The following is a 20,556-nucleotide window of genomic DNA, read 5'->3' on the forward strand; positions in this document are numbered from 1 at the left end:
GTCAAACAAAACTGCCCGATGACTTCAGGTTGGCCTGCAAAGCAAAAACAGCTGCACTCAGAAACAGAACATTTATTTGCGGCTGGGTCCGCCGCATTTCCCCGGTCCCGTCAAACTATCACAAAATGACGGAGGCAGAAAAGAAAAAGCCCCCGCCCGGAACCGGGCAGGGGCGTATGACATAGCAAAAGATTACGGGATCAGTTGCCGGCGCTTTCCATCTTGCGGTGGGCAATCACCTCTTCCAGCCAGCCCAGCTTCATCTCGGGGACGGAACTCAGCAGCAAGTCGGTGTAATCGTCAAATGGCGGGCTCAGCACTTTGGACTTGCCGCCGTAGCGCTGCACCTTGCCCTGGTACATCACCGCGATGTTGTCGGAGATGGCGCGCACGGTTGCCAGATCGTGGGTGATGAACAGATAGGCCACATCCTCGATCTTCTGCAGGTCCAGCAGCAGCTTCAGGATGCCGTCCGCCACCAGCGGGTCCAGCGCCGAGGTGACCTCGTCGCAGATGATCATCTTGGGCTTGGCCGCCAGCGAACGGGCAATGCAGACACGCTGCTTCTGGCCGCCCGACAGCTCCGCCGGATAACGGTCCATGAATTTTTCGCCCAGCTCGATCTCGTCGAGCAGTTCGATGATCCGCTTCTTCTTTTCCGCGCCGCGGATGCCAAAGTAGAACTCCAACGGGCGGCCGATGATGGTGCCAACGGTCTGGCGCGGGTTCATCGCCACATCCGCCATCTGGTAGATCATCTGAAGCTCGCGCAAGTCCTCGCGGCTGCGCCCTTTGAGGTCGCCCGACAGGGTGCGGCCTGCGAATTCGATCTCACCCTCGCGCGGGGGCAGAAGCCCGGTGATGACGCGGGCCAGGGTGGATTTTCCGGAACCGGATTCGCCCACCACCGCCAGCGTCTGGCCGGGATAGAGGTCAACATTCACATTGTGCAGCACGTCGAACTGGGTGCCCTTGTAGCGCGCGGTGATGTTCCTCACGCTCAGCACCGGATCGGGCGTAGGGGCCTTTTCCTCGTGTTCGATGGAGCGGACCGAGACCAGCGCCTGGGTGTACTCCTCCTGCGGGTTGTTGATGATCTGGTCAACGGGGCCGTATTCCACGGTGTTGCCCATCTTCAGCACCATGATGTCGTCGCTCACCTGCGCCACAACCGCCAGGTCGTGGGTGATGTAGAGCGCGGCAACGCCGGTGTCGCGGATTGCTTCCTTGATCGCCATCAGCACGTCGATCTGGGTGGTCACGTCGAGCGCGGTTGTCGGCTCGTCGAACACCACCAGATCCGGCTCAGGGCACAGCGCCAGCGCGGTCATGCAGCGCTGCAGCTGGCCGCCCGAAACCTGGTGCGGGTAGCGTTCGCCGATGTTGTCCGGGTCCGGCAGGCCCAGCTTGGCGAACAGGGCGCGGGCGCGGGCTTCGGCGTCCTTGCGGGAGAACTTCTTCTGCTCCACCGCGGCCTCGACCACCTGGTCCATGATCTTCTTGGCCGGGTTGAAGGAGGCTGCCGCCGATTGCGACACATAGGTCACCTCGGCACCGCGCAGGCGCCGGATGTCCTTGTGACCGCCCTTGAGGATGTCTCGGCCGTTGACCCAGACCTCGCCGCCGGTGATCTGCACGCCGCCGCGGCCATAGGCCATGGACGCGAGACCGATGGTGGATTTACCGGCACCGGATTCACCGATCAGCCCCAGCACCTTTCCGGGCGCAAGATCAAAGCTGACCCCGTGCACGATTTCGATGTCGCGGGGCCGCTCGCCCGGCGGATAGATGGTCGCGCCGATTTTCAGGTCGCGGACTTTCAGCAGGGCATCGCTCATCCGCGGCCTCCTTTCAGCGAGGTTGTCCGGTTCAGCACCCAGTCAGCAACAAGGTTGACCGAGATCGCCAGAGTGGCGATGGCAAAGGCCGGGATCAGGGCTGCGGGAATTCCGTAGACGATGCCCTCCTTGTTTTCTTTCACGATGCCGCCCCAGTCAGCCTCAGGCGGCTGCACGCCCAGGCCCAGGAAGGACAAGGTTGAGACAAACAGCACCGCAAAGATGAACCGCAGGCCCATTTCGGCAATCAAAGGCGACAACGCGTTGGGCAGGATTTCGCGGAAGATGATCCAGGCGGTTTTCTCGCCGCGCAGGCGGGCCGCCTCGACGTAGTCCATCACCTCGATATCGACCGCCACGGCACGGGCCAAGCGGTAGACGCGGGTGGCGTCCAGAAGGCCCATCACCAGGATCAGCATCGGAATGGTGACCGGCGCAACCGACAGCACCACCAGGGCGAAGATCAGGGTGGGGATCGACATCACCAGATCGACAAAACGTGACAGCGCCTGGTCAACCCAGCCGCCGGCAACGGCGGCAAAGAAACCGAGGATAGAGCCCAGGGTGAACGACAAGACGGTTGCTGCTGTGGCGATGAAGATGGTGGTGCGGCCGCCGTAGATCATCCGGCTGAGCAGATCGCGGCCGATATTGTCGGTGCCTAGCAGGTATTCGGCGCTGGACGGTTCCCAGACATCGCCGACCACCTCGCCGACACCAAAAGGTGCCAGCAGCGGGGCAAAGATTGCGGCCAGAAAGTAAAGGGCAGTGAAGAACAGCCCGATGAGTGCGGAAATGGGGATGTTCTTCATTTCGGGTGCCTCAGACGCGGGTTGCTCAGGATGGCGACGACATCGGCAATCATGTTGAGACCGATATAAACGGCGGCAAAGATCAGGCCGCAAGCCTGGACAACTGGCACGTCACGCTTTGACACGTGGTCGACCAGATACTGGCCCATGCCGGGATAGACAAAGACCACCTCGATCACCACAACGCCCACAACCAGATAGGCGAGGTTCAGCATCACGACGTTAACGATCGGTGCAATCGCATTGGGGAAGGCATGGCGGTAGATCACCTGAAAGGCGTTGAGGCCCTTCAGCTCAGCCGTTTCAATATAGGCCGACTGCATCACGTTCAGGATCGCTGCACGGGTCATCCGCATCATATGCGCCAGAACAACCAGCGTCAGCACGGTGATCGGCAGGGCGATGGCGTTCAGCTTTTCAAACAGGGTCATGCCGTCATTGATCATGGCGACCGACGGGAACCAGCGCAGTTTCACTGCGACCACGTACATCAGCACATAGCCGATCAGGAATTCGGGGATCGAGATCGAGGCCAGGGTGACGGCCGAAATCAGTTTGTCGGGCCAGCGGTCTTTGAACCGCACGGCAAGCAGGCCCAGGAAAATCGCCAGCGGAACAGCGACCACAGCGGCCCAGAACGCCAGGAACATGGTGTTCCAGAAACGGCCGGCCAGCGCAGAGGTGATGTCCTGGCCACTGGTCAGTGCAGTGCCGAGATCACCCTGCATGGCACCGAACAGCCAGGCGAAATAGCGCCCCACAGGCGGATCATTGACGCCAAGTTCGGCCCGCAGGTTGGCAAGAGCCTCCGGTGTTGCTGATTGCCCCAGGATCGATTGGGCAACATCGCCAGGCAGCACGATCGTGCCCGCAAAGATCACTACCGAGATAAGCAGCAAAAGAAGGAGGCTCAGCGCGATGCGCTGAGCCAGGAGTTTTACAATCGGGGACATTTAAGCTTTGACCCACAGCTTGCTGGCAGCATAGCCGTTCATCAGAACTTGGCCTGGGACACCTTCGACGAAACCGTCGACCTTGTCGGTTGTTGCCTCGACGAAGTCATTGAACATCGGGCAGATCAGGCCGCCCTGGTCGCGCAGGATTGTCGACATGTCGGCATACATCTGGGTACGCTTGGCGACGTCCAGTTCACCGCGGGCTGCAACCAGCATCTGGTCGAACTGCTCGTTGTTGAAACGGGTGTCGTTCCAGTCCGCGGTCGACAGGTAGGCGGTTGTGAACATCTGGTCCTGGGTCGGGCGGCCGCCCCAGTAGCTGGTGCAGAAGGGCTGATTGTTCCAGACTTCCGACCAGTAACCGTCGTTCGGCTCACGCTTGACGTCCAGCTTGATGCCGGCGCTTTGACAGGACTGCTGGAACAGTGCGGAAGCATCCGGTGCGCCGGGGAACGAATTGTCCGAGGTGCGTAGCAGTACCGAGCCGTCATGGCCGGATTTCTTCATGTGGAACATCGCTTTGTCCGGATCGAACTGACGCTGCTCCAGCTCGGTGTACATCGGATATGAAGCATTAATCGGGCTGTCATTGCCCACCGTGCCGTAGCCGTTCAGGATCTTGTCGACCATTTCCTCGCGGTTGATCCCGTACTTCAGCGCCATGCGCAGGTCGTAGTTGTCGAACGGCGCGGTATTGGTGTGCATGATGAACACATAGTGGCCGGCTGCGGAGGTTGAATGCACAGTGATGTTCGGCGCGCGGTCGACCAGTTTTGCAGTGCGCGGGGGCACCCGGTCGATCACATCCACCTGGCCGGACTGCAGCGCTGCGACACGGGCGGTGTCATCGTTGATGACGATGATTTCAACGGTCTCGGCATTGCCCAGATCACCCCAGTAGTTCGGGTTCTTCTCGGCCACGAAACGCACACCCATATCGGCGGACTTCATGATGTAGGGGCCGGTGCCGATGGCAGCCGCAGGATCGTCATTGCCGCCGCCCGGCTGAACGATCAGGTGATAGTCCGCCAGCAGATAGGGGAGGTCGGCGTTCGGGCTGTCGAGTTCAAAGACAACGGTATCGCCGTCTGCGCGTACGTCCTTGATGCCGCGCATGATGCCCAGGGCGCCGGACTTGGTGTCTTCGCCGCTGTGACGCTCCATGGTTTTGACCACATCATCAGCAGTGACGTTCTGGCCGTTGGAGTAGGTTACGCCGGAACGCAGCTTGAAGGTCCAGGTCTTGGCGTCGGATGAGGCTTCATAGCTCTCAGCCAGTTTGCCTTCGATGCCGCCGTCTTCGGTCAGTTCCACAAGGGTTTCACCCCACAGGCGGGTGACCATGAGGCCAACCGTGTTGGTGACCAGCGCGGGGTCCAGGCTGTCGGTGGTGGAGCCACCCTGCAAACCAAGGCGCAAAGTGCCGCCTTTTTGCGGGCCGGCGGCCTTGGCTGCACCGGACAGCAGCAGGTTTGCGGACACAGCGGTAAAGCCCAGTGCGGCGGCTTTGCCCAGGAAGTCACGGCGCGTCAGTTTGCCTGCCACGGCCTGACTGGCCAGATACTGCATATGCTTGTTCATTGATTTCTCCCGATTGATTGCGGTGCTGCAAGCACCCGTTTTTTGATTGGTGGTTCAAGATTTGCGCATTTACTGCCACCTCGCAAGCGTTATTCGCCAAACCCTTGGCAGGGGGGAAGGAGCACTTGCGAGGCTGGATAAGGGGGTGTCGTCTTTTTCAGGTAAGGTGCCGTTTTCAGGGGTAATGTCGCGTGTAAATCAAAAAAACATCCGGAATGCGACAAGAAATTTTTGTGCTCCGGAATGACGGAATTTTTATGAATCTGCCACGATCGCGCACGCCACCGGGTTTGAATTCGAAGAGAATCGATGCTTTGAGGTCCAAAAACGTCTTCCGCACCGCAAAAGACCAATCTCTGACCTTTTCCCGCAGCGGCTGGCGGGGTCGTCCGGGCCATCCCTAAGAACGGTTTGCGGCATGCCAGAAGGCAGCCTGTTGACGCCGGATCAAAGCTGTTCTGTGTCTATCCATACCGTCACCGGGCCGTCATTCAGCAGCCGGACCTTCATGTCGGCACCGAACTGTCCTTTTGCAATTTTCAAACCTAGCCGGGACAATTGCTCCGCAAAATACTCATACAGCCGTTTGCCTTCGGCAGGCGTAGCGGCAGTGGAAAACCCCGGACGGTTGCCGCGGCGGGTGTCGGCGGCCAGGGTGAATTGGCTGACCACCAGCGCACTGCCGCCGGTATCCAGCACCGAGCGGTTCATCTTGCCGGCCTCGTCCTTGAAGATCCGCAGCTTGGAGATTTTGGCTGCCAGCTGATCCGCCTGCGCCTCACCGTCGCCGTCCATGGCGCAGATCAGGATCAGCAAGCCGGGGCCGATTTCGCCGATGGCCGTGCCCTCAACGGTGACCGAGGCCTCGCTGACCCGCTGTATCAATGCCCGCATGACTGCTCCTTGTGGTGAATAGTTCCGGCCGCTGCGCCGTCTGTCCGCCGGTCTGCAAGAACTCTAGCCCCTTTGCAATGCAGAGGCGGGGTGACAGGCAGTAATCATCCGGTGCGGGTCCGGGTTTTTGCGGCGGATCAAGGCGCCGCCGCGGCGCCAATGGTAAAATGGGATGTAAGCAGAAAGGAGGCTGAACAATGGTGGAAAAAACCGAACATGGCGGCTTTTGGCCGTCGCTGTATGATCCCTTCCGCGGTTTTGGCGCCCGGCTGGCCGATTGGCTGAATCCGGCCGCTGAAGCGTCCTCGGGCAAAGAGGCCTATGATATCGCGATGGAACTTCCGGGTGTCGCGCTGGAGGATCTGGAACTGACGGTGGACAATGGCGTGCTGACAATACGCGGCGAAAAGAAGACGCAGACCGAAAAGACCGGTGACACGTGGTACTTCAGCGAACGTCAGTATGGAGCCTTCCGCCGCTCGTTCCGGCTGCCGGAGGATGCGGACGGGCAGACGGCCTCGGCCCGGATGGAGGATGGCGTGCTGCACATAGCGGTGCCGAAGAAGGCACTGGAACAGACCGAAACGGCCCGCAGGATCGAGATCAGCAAAGGCTGACAGAGAGGCCGGGCTTGGTTCCTGTGCAGATCCGGGGAAAGGAACCGGCCGGTTCAGGAAGGGGGGCGATTGCGCCCCCTTCCGTTTTGGAGCAGGCACTATTGCTGACTGGCCAGCAGCGCGATCCCGGCGCCGGCCAGCAGGGCCAGCAGCACGGCAAAGGCTATTTTCCAAGCCGAGTATGGCCGCTCGCCCTGTACGCGCCCGGATTGCCCGTTGACCACAAAGCGGTAAGTTTTACCACGGTATTTATAGGCCGCCAGCCAGACCGGCAGCAGGATGTGTTTGAACGTCACCTCCGAAACCTGGGTGTCAATACTGCCGATCCGCTGGCGGTCGCCGCCGATGTCAAAACGCACATCACGCTCAATCACCCGGTCCATCTTCTGGCCTGCCTCGGCAAAGCCGGTTTCCAGATCCACGGTGTAAGCCTCGGCCCGGAAACCCGCCAGGTATTGCGGCTGGTATGGTTCCAGCTGAGACAGATCCCAGGGTTCCAGCGCCTCGGTATAGCGTTTGGGCAGGCTGTTGGAGGCCAGTACCAGCACATCGTCAAAGAACCGCTGCACCCGGCCTGACACCGGCGTCCAGCGTACCTTGGACACCTTCCGGGTCCTGGTCTCGCCATCCTGCTGGTAGGTCTCGGTCACGTAATAAACCGTGCCGCGCTGACCGGAATAGCGGCTGCGGGTCTGGGCGTCATAGGTCCAGTAGGGCACATAGATACCCTGCATCCGCCGCCCCTTGCGGGCGTATTCCCTCAGGCCGCTGGGCGCAAACCACAGGCCGCCCAGCCAGTCGGTCATTGCCTTATGCGCGGCGCGTTCGGGCATTGCAAAGGGCAGCACGCCCTTGGGTTTGATATGCCTGCTTTCGCCGGTTCCAGTGACCACCGGTGTGGCGCAGAACGGGCATTCCTTGGCATGGGTATCGGGGTCAAACTCAACCTGTGCTGCGCAATTGGGGCAGGTGGAAACACGGGTCACTTCGATCTCCGCCTCTGGCAGCCGGTCTGCGGCGGCGGCGGCGAAGTCCAGTTCCTGAAGCGCAGTCCCTCTCCATGGCCCGCTGCGGATGCTTTCGGAATGCCCGCAGTGGCCGCAGGTCAGGGTGCCCGCGGCCGGGTCATAGGAGTAATCCGCACCGCATTGTTCACAAGGGAAGCGATGAGTTTCTTCCTCGGCGGCGGGCATGGTTTCAGCGGGCGGCGGCGGGGGCATCGTCACTTGCGGCAACCTGTCAGGTAAGGGGTCAGGGGATGGGGCGGGCAGCAAACCGATTGGGGGTTGCTGCCCCGGCGCGGCGTTATCCGGCAGGCGGCGGCGGGGGAGGCGGCGGCAGGATGGTGAACAGCTGCGCCAGCTCCATCACATCGCCGGCCCGCTTCCAGCCATCCTGGCCCGGGGTCCAGACATGGCTTTCCCGCGTCAGCGTGCCGTCCTGCGCCATCCTTCCCATTCTTGCCTTTGAGTAGGGGCCGGAGGTCTGTCCGTCCGCTGCAATGTGCCAGACATGCTCGACCGGCGGCGGTGGCGGAGCGGCAGGCGCGGCCTGCGGGGCTGCGGCAGGCGCTGCCGGTGCGGCAGCAGCGGGGGCGGGGCGGGCGCCCCAGGGGCCTGCGGGCTGACCCGCTGCCCCGTTGCCGAACTGGTTGCCCATCTGCTGGGCCATCGCGAACCCCATGCCCATTCCCATGCCTCCGCCCATGCCGCTGTTCGGGGTTTGCGCTGCAGCGGTCATTGCCTCAGCTGCGGAGAATTGCGTGTACCGGCCAAGATCGCCCAGCACACCCATCTGGGTGCGCTTGTCCATCGCTTCTTCCACCGCAGGCGGCAGCGAGATGTTTTCAATGTACAGTTCAGGGATCATCAGGCCGTATTCGGCGATTGTGCCGGAGATCTCTGCCGCCACCAGCTTGCCCAGGTCCGCGGTATTGGCAGCCATGTCCAGCACCGGAATGCCGGAGCCAGCGATGACGCGGGAGAACTCCTGAACGATGATGTTGCGGATCTGATAGGAAATCTCGTCCATGGTGAATTCACCATCGGTGCCGACGATCTCGGTCAGGAACCGCGCCGGGTCAGCGACCCGCACGGTATAGCTGCCAAAGGCCCGCAGCCGCACCGGGCCGAATTCCGGGTCGCGGCAGATGATCGGATTCTTGGTCCCCCATTTCAGGTCGCTGAACCGGGTGGTGTCGACAAAATAGACTTCCGATTTAAACGGCGACTGGAACGCGTGGTCCCAGTGCTGCAGCGTTGTCATCACCGGCATGTTGTTGGTCTCAAGCATGTAAAGACCGGGTGTGAACACATCCGCCAGCTGACCCTCATGCACAAACACTGCCGCCTGGCCCTCGCGCACCGTCAGCTTGGCGCCGTATTTGATCTCATGGCCCTCGCGTTCAAACCGCCAGACCATGGTGTCATGGGTGTCATCCACCCAATGGATGACGTCAATGAATTCGCCTTTGAGAAAATCAAAAATACCCATCTGTCAGGTCCTCTTTCTTTGCTGGCCTACAGTTCCTGGCCCATCGCCTCGCGGGCGAGAATGCGGATCACCGGGCGGGCCTCGTCGGCGCCCATCCCTGTTTTCAGTCTTGGATCATACAGCATCTGCAGCAGTTTTTCGTCAAAGCTGGTCAGCAGCGCAAATTCATCGTCGTCGTTAAAGATCGAGGGCCGCGCCCGCGGGCTGTCATTCCTGAGACCGAGCCCTTGCGCGACTTCCTCATGCACGCAGCTTTTGCGCACCAGATCGGGATGTTCGGCGCGGATCAGCGCCACGCCGCGGGTATAGGACAGGGGGTCGCTTTGCGGCCCGCCGGCAACCACAAGGCAGTAAAAACTGCGGGGCGGGGCAGCCAGCAGCGACAGGTCTTTGGCGCTGATCGAAGGCAGCAGCTCGCGCACCCGCTCAGCGACAAATGCGCTGTCATCAAGGCTGGCAAAGATCACGTGAAAGTTCGCCCGGGACGCCACCGTGCTGACCGGATGGCTGGTAATCCGGGCCAGCCGTGCGGCATAGGCGGTGACTGTATCCTTGTCCGCCGCCCGCTGGACCGCCGGCACCGAGGGGCCGAATTCGGCTGCGATCCGCACCGGCCCGGCCCAGCGGCCCAAGCCGCCGGAAATGCCCGATCCGCCGTATTCGTCATAAAACGCCAGTGCCTCGAAACTTTCGGCCAGGTCCTCGGCATCATAGGGCGTGTCCGGACCGCCGCCATCGGTGCGCAACAGCCCGCGGGTCAGCAGGTCGCGTTGCAGGGCATTGTAGTAATAGGCCAGCTGGGCGCTGTCGGCAGAGGGTTTGTAGACCGCAGGTTCAGGCACTGCGGGTCGGGCCTGCGGCACCAGTGATTCCGGCTGGGCAAAGGGCAGGCAGGCAGACAGGGCAGCCAGCCCGGCCAGGGCGGCTCCGCTCTTCCAGACGGCTTTTGTTGCCTGCACGCCTGCCACTCCGCTCAGGTCGGCACAGCGGTGCCGGCGTTGTCGCCGACCCCGTCGCGGCGCGACTTGGCAGAGGCCAGCGTATCGCGCAGCTCAGCTTCCATCTTCTGCAGATCGGCCTCGGCTGCGGCGCGTTTGGCCTTACCCTCGTCAGCGATCCGCAGGCTGTCCTGAATGGTGCCGATCAGGTCGGCATTGGCCTGCTTTACCGCTTCGATGTCAAAGACGCCGCGCTCCATCTCCTCCCGGATCATCTCGTTCGACTGACGCAGATTGGCTGCGTTGGATTTCAGCAGTTCATTGGTCAGGTCATTGGCGTCACGCACGGCGGCGGCGGCCTGGGCCGAACGCTGGATGGTCAGCGCCTGGGCCAGCTGGGTCTCCCACAACGGTACGGTGTTGACGAGTGTCGAGTTGATTTTGGTGACCAGCGACTTGTCGTTCTCCTGCACCAGCCGGATCGAGGGCAGCGACTGCATGGTGACCTGGCGGGTCAGTTTCAGGTCATGCACCCGGCGCTCCAGGTCGTCGCGCGCGGCGCGCAGATCGCGCAGCTCCTGCGCCTTCATCACCTGGTCATCTTCGGGTGCTGTCTGCACTTCGGCTTCCTTGGCAGGGATGGCGGTCCCGTCCAGCTCAGCCAGCTTGGCCTCGCCCGCAGCGATGTACAGCGCCAGCTCGTCATAGAAGCTCAGCGTCTTTTCATAGAGCATATCGAGAGACTTAATATCTTTCAGCAGGGTGTGCTCGTGTCCCAGCAGATCGTCGGTGACCTTGTCGATTTGCCCCTGCACGGTTTCATACCGCGCGGTGAACTTGGCAAAAGGGGCTGCCTTGCCCAGCAGGCGCTCCCAGAACGACGGCTTGCGGCGGATGTCCAGTTCGGACACTGAAAAGCCGCGGATGGTGGTCACGATATTGCCTAAGGAATCGCCCGCAGGCCCCACATCCTTGTTGCGCACATCGGCCAGCATCGCCTGGCTGATCGTCTGCAGTTCGCTTTGCGCGGCCGAGCCGAAATGAATGATCGAATTGGTGTCGCCCATGTCGATCTGATCCATCCGCACCCGGATCGCTTCGCTGGTGGGGGCGTCGGCCTGCGCCAGCGGCTGGATGTCTGCGGCAGGCTCGGGCAGTTCGATCGCCGTGACCTCATTGACCAGGGCCTCGGCTTGGGCGGCTTTCTGTTGCACGGCTTCGGACATGAACGGCTTCCTCGCTAATCAGTTTTGGTCCAGGTGGACCCCTTCACGCTGCAAACGGTCGCGCAGCACATCAATTTCAATGGTCAGATCCGCACGGTCCTCGACCAGCATCTTGCGGGTGCGCGCGGCAAAATTCTGTTCCAGATCATCCAGCAGCGCCAGATAATCGGTGCGGGCCTGGGCGTCCTGGCTGCGGGCGTAGATATCGGCGAATTTCACCGTCGCGTCGCGGGCGCCCTTCAAATAGACGGTCAAGTACTTGCGGGCGGCGGTCAGGTCGCGCGGGTCTTCCTCGACCGTGCGGAACAGGTCGCGGGCCACCGCCTGAAACTGCTCTACCCGGGCTTCGACCTGGCGGTCACGGGCGCGCAGAGCCGCGTCGGTCATCGCAGCAAGGCTCGCTTCCGCCTCGTCCACCGCACGGGCGACACGGGATTGCTGGAATTCATCGATGCCCTCGGCGCCTTTGTCCTGCAGCGGGTCGATCCCGAATGCGGTCAGGTAGAGGCCAAGCGTTGCGGCGCCATAGATAACTGCGGTCAGAACACCGGGTTCGGCCTTCCACGCCGCCAGCGCCGCGCCTGTGCCTGCCAGCAATGCGGCCAGGATCTTGCGGGGCAGGGCGGGTTTGCGGGCCACCTTGCGGGCGGCAAAGGCGGCCTCGGCCTTCAGTCCTTCGCGCAGCAGGAAGGCGCCGCCGGTCCACAGGCCTGCGCCTGCCAGCCCCAGCGCCAGCCCTATTGCTCCGTCATTCAAGGACAAAAGCGTCAGGATCGCGGGCGGCACAAACATCAGGTTGGCGCGCATGCCAACAGGATCTACTTGCGCATTGCGAAAGGATTGCGCGGGCTTTGCGGGCTGCTGCGCGGGTTGTCCATCGGGGCTGTATTTGCCGCCGTAACGCTGTGCCATGGGATCAGCCCCCTACAATCCAGCCGGTGCTGAGGCCAAGCATCAGGATCAACAGGGCGGCATAGGCAAGTTTCTGCACGCAGGTCCCCCCAGAACGGCCAGCAAAGATTAACTGATTGGAAATCTAGGGGATAGCTGGCGGTGTTGCTAGGGGGAAGTCTGCGGGAAATGGCTCAGCGGCGGGGATTCTTGCCGATCGGACGCTTTCCGCCCCCGCGCTGAGCGTCCCCGCCGCCGCGGGGGGCTGACGGTTTGCCGGAGGGTTTGCCCGGTTTCCCTTGCGCTTTCTGCCCGGGTTTTCCACCCGGTTTGCCCATTGGTTTTCCTGCCGGTTTGCCAGCTGGTCTGCCCATCGGTTTGCCGCCAGGCTTGCCTGCAGGTTTGCCGCTGCGCGAACGGGTCGGTCGGGCTTCGGGCTGTTCTTCTTCCGGAGCAAGCCCCAATTGGTCGCGTACCACACGCGGGCGCAGCTCCTCGACTGCACCGGGTTTCAACTCGCCCAGCTGGAACGGGCCGTATGAAATCCGCAGCAGCCGGTTCACGTTGAAGCCGATATCCTCCATCGCGCGGCGGATCTCGCGGTTCTTGCCTTCCCGCAGGCCCACAGTCAGCCAGGCATTGGCGCCCTGCTGGCGGTCCAAGGCAACGGTCATCGGCTGAAATCGCTCGCCCTCGATCACCAGGCCCTTGCGCAGCGGAGCAAAATCTTCGTCCTTGGGGCGGCCGTTGATCCGCACCCGGTAACGGCGCAGCCAGCCGGTCGAGGGCAGTTCCAGCTTGCGCTTGATGCCGCCGTCGTTGGTCAGCAGCAGCAAGCCTTCGGAGTTGATATCAAGCCGCCCGACCGTCATCACCCGCGGCATGTCTTCGGGCAGCTCGTCAAAGATCGTCGTGCGGCCCTTTTCGTCGCTGTTCGAGGTGACCAGTCCGATCGGCTTGTAGTACAGCCACATCCGCGGCGCTTCGGCCTCGGGCAGGGGCTTGCCATCGACGCTGATCCGGTCCGCCGCAGTCACGTTCAGCGCCGGGCTGTCGATCTTCTCGCCGTTCACTGACACACGGCCTTCGGCGATCATCCGTTCAGCCTCCCGGCGCGAGGCGACGCCTGCGCGCGACAAAACCTTGGCGATGCGGTCGCCCTCGGGGGCGGCGCCGCCCTCGGGGGCGGCGGCTGCAGCTTTGCGGGGCTGGAATTTCGGGCCGGGTTTGCCCTTGGGGGATGCGGGTGCTTTGCTCATGTGCGTGCCATAGAGCATTCCGCCGCCTTGCGAAAGCGCGCAATCGCGGGCAGGAAGGGGCATGGCATTCAAATCGCATATGGACAAGGCGCTGGAGCAGGCGCGTGCCGCGGCAGACCGCGGCGAGGTGCCGGTCGGCGCGGTGCTGATCGCACCGGACGGGCAGGTCGCGGCGCTGGCGGGCAACCGCACCCGCGAGCTGAGCGACCCAACCGCTCATGCCGAGATCCTGACGATCCGGGAGGCCTGTGCCGCGCTTGGGGGCGAACGGCTGGCCGGCTTTGATCTCTATGTGACGCTGGAACCCTGTGCGATGTGTGCCGCCGCCATTGCCGCTGCCCGCATCCGCCGGGTTTATTACGGGGCTTCCGATCCCAAATCCGGCGGTGTTGCACATGGCGCATGCGTATTCTCCCATCCCCAGGCGCACCACGCGCCCGAAGTCTATGACGGAATAGCCGAAGGCGAGGCCAGCGCGTTGCTCAAGGACTTCTTCGCAGGCAAACGCTAAGCAGGTAACGATAATTTTCCGCCCGGCTTTTGGTGATTGCAGAATTAGGTCATTTGTCCTATTCAAGGTGTAGGTCATTTGTCCTAGGGGTTTGGATGGCGCAGGAAACAACCAGAGACCGGATTGCAGAAGCCGCCGATCAGCTGTTCTATGAACGCGGGTTCGAGGTGACGTCATTCGCGGACATCGCTGCTGCGGTTGGCATCTCGCGCGGAAATTTCTACTATCATTTCAAGACCAAGGACGAGATCCTTGAAGCGGTGATCGCGCGCCGCATGGCCAGTACCCGCACCATGCTGAAGGATTGGCAGGCGGAGGTCAGCAGCCCCGGGCAGCGGATCGCCTGCTTTATCCGCATCCTGATCGCCAATCAGGCCAAGATCGCCCTCTACGGCTGCCCGGTCGGCACGCTGGTGGCGGAACTGGGCAAACTGGACCACGCTGCCCGGGATCAGGCCAATGCCATTTTCACCCTGTTCCGCGATTGGCTGTGTTGCCAGTTTGAGCGGGCGGGCTGCGGCGAAGCGGCGGACTCCCTGGCCATGCACCTGCTGGCCCGCAGCCAGGGGGCGGCAACGCTGGCGCAGGCGTTTGGCGACGTGGAATTCATCAATAGAGAAGTGGCGCTGATGCTGGATTGGCTCGGGGATCAGCTGCCAGGGGATCACCCTGCCTAACACTCATCACAGGAGACACGCATGTATTTTATTTTGCTTTCATTCGCGGCGCAGAAGGACCGCCTGGCCGAATTCCTGGAGGGCCACAAGGCCTGGCTGAAACAGGGGTTCGAGGACGGGGTGTTCCTTGCTGCCGGGTCCATGACCGATGGCGAAGGCGGCGCGATCCTCGCCGTGGGTGAAGGCGAAGAGGAACTGGCCGCCCGCGTCGCGCAGGATCCATTTGTGAGCGGCGGCGTGGTGGAGCCGGAAATCATCGGCGTGGCGCCCACCATGATGGACCCCCGGCTTGACTTCCTGCGGGGCGGGGAATGAGCAGCACCATCATCGCCGCCGACGGCCATCCCCGCTGCGCCTGGAGCGCCTCGGCGCCGGACTTCCTGCGCTACCACGACGAGGAATGGGGCTATCCGGTCGGCGACGACATCCGATTGTTCGAGAAGGTCTGCCTGGAAAGCTTCCAGTCCGGTCTCAGCTGGCGCACCATTCTGGACAAGCGCGAGAATTTCCGCGCCGCCTTTGCCGGTTTTGATTTCTATGAGATGGCCAAATTCGGCGAACGGGACGTGGAGCGCCTGCTGCAGGACAAAGGCATCATCCGCCACCGCGGCAAAATAGAAGCGGTGATCAACAACGCTGGCCGCGCCCAGGAGCTGGTGGCTGAGGCCGGCTCGCTTGCGGCGTTTTTCTGGAGTTTCGAGCCAAGACCAGAAGATCTTCCGGACCCGCAGACCGCCTCAACCAGTCCCGATTCGGTGGCCCTGTCCAAGGCGCTGAAGAAACGCGGCTGGAAATTTGTCGGCCCCACCACGGCCTTTGCCTTCATGCAGGCAATGGGTTTGATCAATGACCACGCCCGCGGCTGTATCTGCCGGGAGAAAGCGGCTGAAGCGAGAAAGACCTTTACCGCGCCACGGCTGGAAAGGTCTGACTGACGGCGTTTGAGTGAAGCGCAACAGCGCCAGGCCGCAGGCCTGGCGCCCGGCCCAACAGGTGCGGAACTGCAACGCAGATCCTGCGCCGGGCGGGAGTGCCCCGGTGCGTCCCAAAGTAGCTACAGTTCGATTGCTTTCATCACCTCCGGTTCAATGACCTCGACCCCCGGCAGCCCCTCAATCAGATCCGATGCGTCCTGCTCCAGGATCGGGAAGGTTTTGTAATGGCAGGGGATCACCGTCTTGAAACTGAAATAGCGCTTGGCGGCATAGGCTGTTTGTTTCATGTCCATGGTGAAATGCCCGCCTGCGGACAGGATACCGATATCGGGTTTGTAGTAATCCCCCATCCAGTCCATGTCGGCCATGATCGCAGTGTCGCCGGACAGGTAGACAGTCTTGCCCTCCGCCATCAGCATGTAGCCCACTTCCGAGCCGCCGGTGCGCAGGCCGTCCTGGGTGTTGAAGGTCGAACTGTGCGAGGCAGGCACCATCGCAACCTTCACCCCATCCAGATCCACTGTGCCGCCCTTGTTAAAACCAATGGTCTCCACCCCTTCGGTTTCGCCCCACAGCCCCATCAGGTCGTATTGCCCTGCCACCGGCACCTCCAGCCGTCTTGCCAGCGGCAGCACGTCCACCACATGATCGAAATGCACATGGGTCAGCAGGATATGGGTGGCGCCCGCAATTGCGGCCTCATGCTGACCCTCCGGCAAAACCGGATTGCCGCTAAGCCAGGGGTCGACCAGCAGCACCCGGCCTGCGGCCTCAATGCGGAACGATCCGTGTCCCAGCCAAATGATCTTCATCTCAAATCTCCTCCCGTGGCTTTTGGCCGAAGCCTAACAGGCTTGCTGCGAAATGGAATTGAAGCCTGCGGATAATTTGCCCGCCTGCCGGGCTGGCCAGGCGAGGACGCAGCGAACGTCCCTTGCAGGCTTGCAGGCGGGGCGGTGCGGCGGTAAATGCCTATCCAACACCAGATGAGGGTTCCCATGTCGATTGACCAAAGCACCGCCGCCAAGGTGGCCAAACTGGCCCGGATCAAGGTTGAAGACGCAGCACTTCCGGCGCTGGCGGACGAGTTCAACACGATCCTGGGCTTCATCGAACAGCTGAACGAAGTGGATGTGACCGGCGTCGAGCCGATGACCTCGGTCACCCCGCAGCGCCTCAAGCGCCGGGTGGATGAAGTCACCGACGGCAGCCAGCAGGACAAGGTGCTGGCCAATGCGCCCGATGCCCGCGAAGGCTTCTTCGCAGTGCCCAAAGTGGTGGAGTAAGAGACATGAGCGATCTGAACAAACTGGGCCTGGCCGAGGCCCGCGACGCGCTGCGCAAGGGCGATACCACCTCTGTTGAGCTGACCGAAGCCTGCCTCAAGGCGATTGACGCCGCAGATGCGTTGAACGCCTTTGTGCACAAGACCCCGGAGATAGCGCTGGACCGCGCCCAGGCGGCAGACGTGCGCATCAAGGCGGGCGGTGCCCCTTCCATGTGCGGCCTGCCGGTCGGCATCAAGGATCTGTTCTGCACCAAAGGGGTGCCGTCGCAGGCCGCTTCGGGGATTCTGGAAGGCTTCAAGCCGGAATATGAATCCACTGTCTCGCAAAAACTGGCTGATGCCGGTTCCGTCATGCTGGGCAAGCTGAACATGGACGAATTCGCCATGGGGTCGTCCAACGAGACCTCGGTTTACGGCAATGCTGTCAGCCCCTGGCGCCGCGGCAATGATGACGCACAACTGACACCGGGCGGCTCCTCCGGCGGCTCGGCGTCTGCCGTGGCAGCAGACCTTTGCCTGGCAGCAACCGGCACCGACACCGGCGGCTCGATCCGCCAGCCTGCAGCGTTCACCGGAACTGTCGGCATCAAACCGACCTATGGCCGCTGCTCGCGCTGGGGCATTGTTGCCTTTGCCTCCTCGCTGGATCAGGCCGGTCCGATGACTAAATCGGTCCGCGATGCGGCGATCATGCTGGAAGCCATGTGCGGCTATGACCCCAAAGATTCGACCAGCGCCGAACTGGCGGTGCCGGATTTCGAGGCGATGCTGACCGGCGACATCAAGGGCAAGAAAATCGGTATCCCCAAGGAATACCGTATGGACGGCATGCCGGGCGAGATTGAAAAGCTGTGGTCCGATGGCGCCGAAATGCTGAAGGCCGCGGGCGCCGAGATCGTTGACATCTCGCTGCCCCACACCAAATACGCGCTGCCTGCCTATTATGTGATTGCCCCGGCTGAGGCGTCTTCGAACCTGGCCCGCTACGACGGTGTCCGCTATGGCCAGCGCGCCGCGCTGGAGGCTGGCGACGGCATCACCGAGATGTACGAAAAGACCCGCGCCGAAGGTTTCGGTCCCGAGGTGCAGCGCCGGGTGATGGTTGGCACATATGTGCTGTCGGCAGGATTCTATGACGCCTATTACAACCGCGCCCGCCGCGTCCGCACTCTGATCAAGAAAGATTTCGAGGACGTCTTTGCCGCTGGCGTCGATGCGATCCTGACCCCGGCAACCCCGTCGGCGGCCTTTGGTCTCGGCGAGATGACGGATGCGGACCCGGTGCAGATGTATCTGAACGACGTCTTTACCGTCACCGTGAACCTGGCAGGCCTGCCGGGGATTGCAGTGCCTGCGGGGCTGGATGCCCAAGGCCTGCCGCTGGGTCTGCAGCTGATCGGCAAGCCCTGGGATGAGGGCGATCTGCTGAACACTGCCTATGCGCTGGAGAATGCTGCAGGCTTTGTAGCCAAGCCGCAGCAATGGTGGTAATGCTCTGCTCAATGAGTTGAGCAGAACTGACAGGTAACCCCATGCGCGCATTCGCATCTTACGCCGCTGCAGGCAGCCTTCTGGTTATGGCTGCCTGTTCCCCTCAGGTCCCCGACAGTGCCGCAAAGGTCGGCATTGATGGTGATCCGTTTGCACCGCCTCCCGCCGCAGGCACCACAATTACAGGGGCGCCGCTGGTGCCGCCTGCGCGGGTCTCGACCGAACCCTATCAGGTAAGCCCGGCGCCGCGCAGCCCCGGCTCGATTGCGGCGGCAGGCACGTTCACCTCGTCTGTGCCGGCCGCTGGCAGCGATGCCGATATTGCCCGCGAAACGGCTGCGGCCCTTGCTGCCTCACAGTCGAATTCCGGGATCGCGCCGCTGCAGGCCAGCCCCTCCAACCCGGTGCCGCAGCCGGGCGGCAATGCCAGCATTTCGGATGAGAACGACTTCCAGGCGGTCTCCTCCCGTCAGTCGATCGAAAGCGATGCCGCCCGGCTGGAGCGCCAGCGGGCGCAATACCAGCAGGTGCAGCCGGTGGCAGTGCCGCAGAGGACCGATACTGCCAGTCCCAACATCGTGCGTTACGCGCTGAGCACCAGCAACCCCAAGGGTGCCCGTCTCTACAGCCGTGCGGGCATCAACCTGCAGGCCCGCAGCAAGCGCAACTGCGCCGAGTTTGCTTCACCAGATCAGGCCCAGACCGCATTCCTCGACGCAGGCGGCCCGCAGCGGGACCGCAAGGCGCTGGACCCGGATGGTGACGGCTTTGCCTGCGGCTGGGACCCGGCACCCTACCGGCAGGCCGTTCAGAACTGATGGCGCCGGATCAGCGCGGGCCTGATCATCCGGGCGCCATCTGGCACCCCAGCCCGAATTCAGGGCCGCGCAGGGACGGTCTGACACCGTCCCTGATTGTGTTGCATTACACCGCGATGAAAAGCGCGCAGGCCGCACTGGAACGGCTCTGCGACCCGGTTGCCGAGGTTTCCGCCCACTACCTGATCGGATCGGACGGCACCCTCTGGCAACTGGTGGCCGAGGCTGACCGCGCCTGGCATGCCGGGGCAGGGGAGTGGTGCGGCCAGGCGGACATAAACTCCCGCTCCATCGGCATCGAACTGGATAATCGCGGCAATCACCCCTTCAGCGCACCGCAGATGGCAGCGCTGGAAGATCTGATGCAGGGTATCACGCAGCGCTGGTTTATCGCTCCGGCCGGGGTCATCGGCCATTCCTGCATGGCACCGGGGCGCAAGGCCGACCCGGGCCCGCGGTTCGACTGGGCCCGGCTGGCCCGGCAGGGATTGGCTGAAGACACAGGGAGCGGACAGCGGCCGCAAGCCTTTACGTTCGATCACTTCCGCAAGGCCGCCCGCAAGGCCGGCTTCACGGCGCCGGCAGATGACGAAGCGCTGCTGGCCGCTGTCCGCTTGCGTTTCCGGCCTTGGGCGCGCGGGCCGCTCTCGCCTGAGGATTTTATTCCGCTTGGCCGGGGCGGCCTCTGAACATGATGTATAGCGAGGCTCTGCCTCGCGCTCCGGGATATTTCCGGCCAGATGAACAGGGGATCCTGTATTCTTCTGGCTGCCTATATCCTGGGGTGAATAGGCCGCGAGGCCAAGAGGGGCAAAGCCCCTGCCGTCTGCACTATCTGCTTGACGCCGCCCGCCGATGTTCCTACGCATCCGGCGCGCAGAAGGCTGGACGGCCGCGTGGGGTTCAGGCCCCGCGAGGAAAGTCCGGACTCCATGAAGCAACGGTGCCGGGTAACGCCCGGGCGGGGAAACCCGACGGAAAGCGCCACAGAAAACAGACCGCCCGCCGGACCGGAGGTTCGCCAACGGAGCATTCGGCGGGTAAGGGTGAAACGGTGGGGTAAGAGCCCACCGCGCCGCTGGCAACAGGGGCGGCACGGCAAGCCCCACCGGGAGCAATGCCAAATAGGGCCCCCGCGCAGGCAGGTCCCGGAAACGGGAAACCGCTGCTAGGCACGCTTCAGCCGAGAGGGGCCGGGTTGGCAGCTAGAGGCACGCAGCAATGCGGGCCCCAGATGAATGGCCGTCGAGCCCGGGATTACGGTCCCGGGGGAACAGGATCCGGCTTACAGGCCTTCTGCGCATAATTACCCCCGAATCCTATTGACTTGG

At 62.6% G+C, this 20,556-nt stretch carries 21 protein-coding genes and 1 other RNA gene; 10 read left to right on the forward strand and 12 right to left on the reverse strand.

What is annotated here, in order from left to right; translation table 11 throughout:
• Positions 1–200: 200 nt before the first annotated feature.
• The 5 genes from L1069_RS06015 to dtd all read right to left on the reverse strand — a co-directional run bounded on the left by L1069_RS06015 (position 201) and on the right by dtd (position 6,081).
• Positions 201–1,838, reverse strand: a complete 1,638-nt coding sequence (locus tag L1069_RS06015) for an ABC transporter ATP-binding protein (protein WP_211037742.1) — start codon at positions 1,836–1,838, stop codon at positions 201–203.
• Positions 1,835–2,650 (reverse strand): ABC transporter permease, encoded by an 816-nt coding sequence (locus L1069_RS06020; RefSeq protein ID WP_134830207.1) that lies wholly within the window; start codon positions 2,648–2,650, stop codon positions 1,835–1,837. The genes L1069_RS06015 and L1069_RS06020 overlap by 4 nt, the downstream gene beginning before the upstream one ends.
• Positions 2,647–3,603, reverse strand: a complete 957-nt coding sequence (locus L1069_RS06025) for an ABC transporter permease (RefSeq protein WP_134830206.1) — start codon at positions 3,601–3,603, stop codon at positions 2,647–2,649. The genes L1069_RS06020 and L1069_RS06025 overlap by 4 nt, the downstream gene beginning before the upstream one ends.
• Positions 3,604–5,187 (reverse strand): ABC transporter substrate-binding protein, encoded by a 1,584-nt coding sequence (locus tag L1069_RS06030; RefSeq protein WP_205879897.1) that lies wholly within the window; start codon positions 5,185–5,187, stop codon positions 3,604–3,606.
• Between the two features lie 447 nt (positions 5,188–5,634).
• Positions 5,635–6,081: a D-aminoacyl-tRNA deacylase gene (dtd, locus tag L1069_RS06035; RefSeq protein ID WP_237455049.1), complete on the reverse strand. Its 447-nt coding sequence runs from the start codon at positions 6,079–6,081 to the stop codon at positions 5,635–5,637.
• A gap of 197 nt (positions 6,082–6,278) precedes the next feature.
• On the opposite strand from dtd, the gene L1069_RS06040 reads away from it, so the two are divergent.
• Positions 6,279–6,698 (forward strand): Hsp20/alpha crystallin family protein, encoded by a 420-nt coding sequence (locus tag L1069_RS06040; protein ID WP_129370367.1) that lies wholly within the window; start codon positions 6,279–6,281, stop codon positions 6,696–6,698.
• Between the two features lie 98 nt (positions 6,699–6,796).
• Here the strand turns inward: L1069_RS06040 and L1069_RS06045 are convergent, their stop codons facing one another.
• From L1069_RS06045 to L1069_RS06070, 6 genes are all read right to left on the reverse strand, one after another.
• Entirely contained in the window at positions 6,797–7,918 is a 1,122-nt protein-coding gene (locus tag L1069_RS06045) for a TFIIB-type zinc finger domain-containing protein (RefSeq protein WP_237455107.1), read from the reverse strand.
• Between the two features lie 85 nt (positions 7,919–8,003).
• On the reverse strand, positions 8,004–9,191 hold the full coding sequence (locus tag L1069_RS06050) for an SPFH domain-containing protein (RefSeq protein WP_237455050.1): 1,188 nt from the start codon (positions 9,189–9,191) through the stop codon (positions 8,004–8,006).
• A 26-nt stretch (positions 9,192–9,217) separates the two neighbouring features.
• Positions 9,218–10,159, reverse strand: coding sequence for a DUF2927 domain-containing protein (locus L1069_RS06055; protein ID WP_237455051.1), 942 nt, complete (start codon positions 10,157–10,159; stop codon positions 9,218–9,220).
• A gap of 5 nt (positions 10,160–10,164) precedes the next feature.
• Positions 10,165–11,355, reverse strand: coding sequence for a toxic anion resistance protein (locus tag L1069_RS06060; RefSeq protein ID WP_237455052.1), 1,191 nt, complete (start codon positions 11,353–11,355; stop codon positions 10,165–10,167).
• Between the two features lie 18 nt (positions 11,356–11,373).
• Positions 11,374–12,267: a 5-bromo-4-chloroindolyl phosphate hydrolysis family protein gene (locus L1069_RS06065; RefSeq protein WP_237455053.1), complete on the reverse strand. Its 894-nt coding sequence runs from the start codon at positions 12,265–12,267 to the stop codon at positions 11,374–11,376.
• Positions 12,268–12,440: 173 nt separating this feature from the next.
• The gene (locus L1069_RS06070; RefSeq protein WP_237455054.1) at positions 12,441–13,505 is read right to left on the reverse strand and encodes a pseudouridine synthase; all 1,065 of its coding nucleotides are present in this window, start codon (positions 13,503–13,505) and stop codon (positions 12,441–12,443) included.
• A 61-nt stretch (positions 13,506–13,566) separates the two neighbouring features.
• Here L1069_RS06070 and L1069_RS06075 point away from each other — a divergent pair, with 61 nt between their 5' ends.
• The 4 genes from L1069_RS06075 (at position 13,567) to L1069_RS06090 (ending at position 15,628) form a co-directional block, all read left to right on the forward strand.
• Positions 13,567–14,016, forward strand: a complete 450-nt coding sequence (locus L1069_RS06075) for a nucleoside deaminase (protein ID WP_237455055.1) — start codon at positions 13,567–13,569, stop codon at positions 14,014–14,016.
• Positions 14,017–14,111: 95 nt separating this feature from the next.
• Positions 14,112–14,693 (forward strand): TetR/AcrR family transcriptional regulator, encoded by a 582-nt coding sequence (locus L1069_RS06080; RefSeq protein WP_237455056.1) that lies wholly within the window; start codon positions 14,112–14,114, stop codon positions 14,691–14,693.
• A gap of 21 nt (positions 14,694–14,714) precedes the next feature.
• Positions 14,715–15,008, forward strand: coding sequence for a YciI family protein (locus L1069_RS06085; RefSeq protein ID WP_134830201.1), 294 nt, complete (start codon positions 14,715–14,717; stop codon positions 15,006–15,008).
• Positions 15,005–15,628 carry a DNA-3-methyladenine glycosylase I gene (locus tag L1069_RS06090; RefSeq protein WP_237455057.1) on the forward strand — a complete coding sequence of 208 codons (624 nt, stop codon included), beginning with the start codon at positions 15,005–15,007 and terminating at the stop codon, positions 15,626–15,628. The genes L1069_RS06085 and L1069_RS06090 overlap by 4 nt, the downstream gene beginning before the upstream one ends.
• Before the next feature lie 119 nt (positions 15,629–15,747).
• Here L1069_RS06090 and L1069_RS06095 read toward each other — a convergent pair whose 3' ends face one another.
• The gene (locus L1069_RS06095; protein ID WP_237455058.1) at positions 15,748–16,440 is read right to left on the reverse strand and encodes a metal-dependent hydrolase; all 693 of its coding nucleotides are present in this window, start codon (positions 16,438–16,440) and stop codon (positions 15,748–15,750) included.
• A 186-nt stretch (positions 16,441–16,626) separates the two neighbouring features.
• Here L1069_RS06095 and gatC point away from each other — a divergent pair, with 186 nt between their 5' ends.
• The 5 genes from gatC (at position 16,627) to rnpB (ending at position 20,529) form a co-directional block, all read left to right on the forward strand.
• Positions 16,627–16,914, forward strand: coding sequence for an Asp-tRNA(Asn)/Glu-tRNA(Gln) amidotransferase subunit GatC (gene gatC, locus L1069_RS06100; RefSeq protein ID WP_129370376.1), 288 nt, complete (start codon positions 16,627–16,629; stop codon positions 16,912–16,914).
• A gap of 5 nt (positions 16,915–16,919) precedes the next feature.
• Positions 16,920–18,407 (forward strand): Asp-tRNA(Asn)/Glu-tRNA(Gln) amidotransferase subunit GatA, encoded by a 1,488-nt coding sequence (gene gatA / locus L1069_RS06105; RefSeq protein WP_237455059.1) that lies wholly within the window; start codon positions 16,920–16,922, stop codon positions 18,405–18,407.
• 41 nt (positions 18,408–18,448) lie between these two features.
• Positions 18,449–19,225, forward strand: a complete 777-nt coding sequence (locus L1069_RS06110) for a hypothetical protein (RefSeq protein WP_237455060.1) — start codon at positions 18,449–18,451, stop codon at positions 19,223–19,225.
• Positions 19,225–19,914, forward strand: coding sequence for an N-acetylmuramoyl-L-alanine amidase (locus tag L1069_RS06115; RefSeq protein WP_237455061.1), 690 nt, complete (start codon positions 19,225–19,227; stop codon positions 19,912–19,914). Before L1069_RS06110 ends, L1069_RS06115 begins: the two co-directional genes overlap by 1 nt.
• Before the next feature lie 187 nt (positions 19,915–20,101).
• Positions 20,102–20,529, forward strand: an RNA gene (gene rnpB / locus L1069_RS06120) — RNase P RNA component class A.
• Positions 20,530–20,556 lie beyond the last annotated feature (27 nt).

The organism is Leisingera sp. MMG026, assembly GCF_021654205.1.
Lineage (GTDB): Bacteria > Pseudomonadota > Alphaproteobacteria > Rhodobacterales > Rhodobacteraceae > Leisingera.